Here is a 3,404-nt window from a genome sequence, read left to right as displayed (position 1 = left end):
CTGGTCGCAGCCGGCCCGGCGCGCCACACGGCGGCCGCGCACGACGCCGCCATGCGCGCCCAGCGCCAGCAGGAAGCGGAGCGCGAAATCGGCGCTGATCCGTTCGTGCAGTCGCTGATCCGCGAGTTTGGCGCGAGCATCGTGCCCGGTTCGATCCGCCCGATTACGCAGGACGTCGGCCCGAATGGCGCGCCGTCCGCTCACTGATTCGCCGCGCCTTGCGGCGCACCCGATTTTCCGGATTTCACGCTATCAAGAAGGAGCATGTCCATGATGAAAGGCCAACTCGCCGGGCTGATGAAGCAGGCCCAGCAGATGCAGGAAAACATGAAGAAGATGCAGGAGCAGCTTGCATTGATCGAAGTCGAAGGACAGTCGGGCGCCGGTCTCGTCAAGGTGACGATGACCTGCAAGAACGACGTGCGCCGCGTATCGATCGATCCGAGCCTGCTCGCCGACGACAAGGACATGCTTGAAGACCTGGTCGCCGCTGCGTTCAACGACGCCGTGCGCAAGGCCGAAGCCACCGCTCAGGAAAAGATGGGCGGTATGACCTCGGGTCTGCCGCTGCCGCCGGGCTTCAAGCTGCCGTTCTGAGCGACGTCGCTGCAGGAAGGGGCTCATGCCGCGGCTTTGACCGCGGCATGAGTTGAGTACGCGAGCCGGGCTCGTTCAAATACCTGCTCAGTTCGCAGTTCCCGGTGCGCGCAAGTTTGCATCGGTGCAGTTCAGTTCAGTTCAGTTCAGTTCGATCGTCGGGCACGCCTGCCCGATCTGTTGTCGAGCTGATAGCAACAACCAGAAATAACCGCATCGCCACCCGCATACCGGGCCATACCGGGCAACACCCACTTCGACACCGCCGATCCGCATGAAACAACCTTCCGCCTTGTCGGCGCTCGTCGAAGCGCTGCGCGTGCTCCCCGGTGTCGGGCCTAAATCCGCGCAACGCATGGCGTACCACCTGATGCAGCACGATCGCGACGGCGCCGAGAAGCTCGGCCGTTCGCTACTGTTCGCGACTGAACATCTGCAGCACTGCGAGAAGTGCAACACCTTTACCGAAGCGCAGATCTGCGAGGTCTGCCTCGATGAGGAGCGCGATCCTGCGTTGTTGTGCGTCGTCGAGACGCCTGCCGACCAGATCATGCTCGAACAGACGATGACCTATCGCGGCCTCTATTTCGTGCTGATGGGGCGGCTCAGTCCGCTCGACGGCATCGGCCCGAAGGAGATCCATTTCGACCGCCTGGTCAAGCGTGCGTCGGATGGCATCGTCAAGGAAGTCGTGCTCGCAACCAATTTCACGAACGAAGGCGAGGCCACCGCACATTACCTCGGGCAGACGCTCAAGGCGCGCGGTCTTGCCGTGACGCGCCTCGCGCGCGGCGTACCGGTGGGCGGCGAACTCGAGTATGTCGACGCCGGCACGATCGCCCGCGCAATGCTCGACCGGCGCTCGATGTAGCGCGACGTAACCGGCAGCGCCATGTCGCGGCGCCTGCAATACCCGAGCGCGCCGGGCAGGACCGCTCCGCAACACGTCCAGCCGCGCCGCGCCGAGGCAAGCACAGAACACAGAGGAGACACATGAGCGTCAATCCCGATCACAGCGCCAACGTCATCGCCACACCGAAAGGCCCGCTCGCCGGCGTCAAGGTGCTCGAACTCGGCACGCTGATCGCCGGCCCGTTCGCCGCGCGCTTTCTCGGCGAGTTCGGCGCCGATGTCATCAAGATCGAAGATCCCAAAGGCGGCGACCCGTTGCGCAAATGGCGCAAGCTTTATCCGGAAGTCGGCGGCACGTCGCTTTGGTGGGCCGTTCAGGCGCGCAACAAGAAATCCGTCACGATCAATCTGAAAGCCGAAGAGGGTAAGGAGATCGTGCGGCGTCTGGCGAAAGAAGCTGACATCGTCGTCGAGAATTTCCGGCCGGGCTTGCTGGAGAAGCTCGGGCTCGGTTATGACGTCCTGTCGGCGGAAAACCCCGGCCTCGTGATGGTGCGTCTGTCCGGCTACGGCCAGACCGGGCCCTATCGCGACCGGCCTGGATTCGGCGCGATCGCCGAATCGATGGGCGGCTTGCGCCACATCACCGGCTATCCGGATTTGCCGCCGCCGCGCATCGGCATTTCGATCGGCGATTCGATTGCTGCGCTGCACGGCGTGATCGGGGCGTTGATGGCGCTGCATCACAAGCAGGTGAATGGCGGTAAAGGGCAGGTCGTCGACGTCGCGCTGTACGAAGCGGTTTTCAACATGATGGAGAGCGTGGTGCCGGAGTACGGCGTGTACGGGATGGTGCGCGAGCGCACCGGCGCGTCGCTGCCGGGGATCGTACCGTCGAACACCTATCCGTGCCGCGATGGCAGCATCGTCATCGGCGGCAATAGCGACCCGATCTTCAAGCGCCTCATGATCGCTATCGAACGCGAAGATCTGGCGAACGATCCAGCGCTCGCGCACAACGACGGCCGCGTGCCGCGTACCCAGGAAATCGACGGCGCGATCGCCGCATGGCTCGCCACGCGCACCATCGACGAAGCGCTCGCTGTGCTGAACGCCGCCGACGTGCCGGTCGGCCGGATTTACAGCGTCGCGGACATGTTCACCGATCCGCAATACATGGCGCGCCAGATGATCCAGCGCTTCGAATGGCAGGACGGTCAGGAGATCACGCTGCCGTCGGTGACGCCGAAACTCTCGGAAACCCCCGGCGAGACGCGCTGGTTAGGCCCGGAACTGGGTGAACATACCGATGAAGTCCTTCAATCACTGGGTTATGATTCTGACCACATTGCAAGGTTGCATGCGCAACAGATTGTGTGAGTGAGCGCGCGGCAAAAAGACAACAAAAGTTCGGAGACTAGAGACCATGCAACGCAGAACCTTCCTCGCCGGTAGCGCGGCGCTCGCGGGCGCCACGTTCGCCGCCACGCCGTTCGCTTTCGCACAGGGCAAGCCCGAAACCACCAAGGTGGCGATCGCCGTCGGCGGCAAGAACCTGTTCTATTACTTGCCGCTCACGATTGCCGAGCGTCGCAATTACTTCAAGGACGAAGGACTCGACGTCGAAATCTCGGATTTCGCCGGCGGCTCGCAAGCGCTGAAGGCGGCAGTGGGCGGCAGCGCGGATGTGGTTTCCGGCGCGTTCGAGCACACCTTGCTGCTTCAGGCGCAAAAGCAGTCGTTCCGTGAATTCGTGCTGCAAGGGCGCGCGCCGCAGATCGTGCTCGCGATATCGAAGAAAGCGATGCCGAACTACAAGTCGATCGCCGATCTGAAAGGCAAGAAAATCGGCGTGACCGCGCCGGGTTCGTCGACCTCGATCATGGCGAGTTTCGTGCTGGCGAAAGCCGGACTGACCGCGAAAGACGTCTCGTTCATCGGGGTGGGCGCAGGGG

General features: G+C 63.1%; 5 protein-coding genes. All 5 read left to right on the top strand.

Going from position 1 to position 3,404, the window contains the following annotated elements:
• The coding region (locus FSO04_RS45310; protein ID WP_154567928.1) for a hypothetical protein at positions 1-207 on the top strand (207 nt) is incomplete at its 5' end.
• 63 nt (positions 208-270) lie between these two features.
• Positions 271-597, top strand: coding sequence for a YbaB/EbfC family nucleoid-associated protein (locus FSO04_RS45305; protein ID WP_007182071.1), 327 nt, complete (start codon positions 271-273; stop codon positions 595-597).
• 274 nt (positions 598-871) lie between these two features.
• Entirely contained in the window at positions 872-1,468 is a 597-nt protein-coding gene (gene recR, locus FSO04_RS45300) for a recombination mediator RecR (protein ID WP_063496327.1), read from the top strand.
• 122 nt (positions 1,469-1,590) lie between these two features.
• The gene (locus tag FSO04_RS45295; protein WP_154567926.1) at positions 1,591-2,829 is read left to right on the top strand and encodes a CaiB/BaiF CoA transferase family protein; all 1,239 of its coding nucleotides are present in this window, start codon (positions 1,591-1,593) and stop codon (positions 2,827-2,829) included.
• A gap of 46 nt (positions 2,830-2,875) precedes the next feature.
• On the top strand, positions 2,876-3,404 hold a 529-nt coding region (locus tag FSO04_RS45290), incomplete at its 3' end, for an ABC transporter substrate-binding protein (RefSeq protein WP_166618396.1).

It is taken from the genome of Paraburkholderia madseniana (genome assembly GCF_009690905.1).
GTDB lineage: Bacteria > Pseudomonadota > Gammaproteobacteria > Burkholderiales > Burkholderiaceae > Paraburkholderia > Paraburkholderia madseniana.
The sequence above is the reverse complement of the archived record's forward strand: the minus strand, read 5'-3'. Positions and strand labels throughout refer to the sequence as shown.

What these genes read in the sequence shown, in the direction of transcription:
- FSO04_RS45295 (WP_154567926.1), top strand. Translation starts at nt 1,591, where the DNA reads ATGAGCGTCAATCCCGATCACAGCGCCAACGTCATCGCCACACCGAAA.
- FSO04_RS45305 (WP_007182071.1), top strand. Translation starts at nt 271, where the DNA reads ATGATGAAAGGCCAACTCGCCGGGCTGATGAAGCAGGCCCAGCAGATG.
- recR (WP_063496327.1), top strand. Translation starts at nt 872, where the DNA reads ATGAAACAACCTTCCGCCTTGTCGGCGCTCGTCGAAGCGCTGCGCGTG.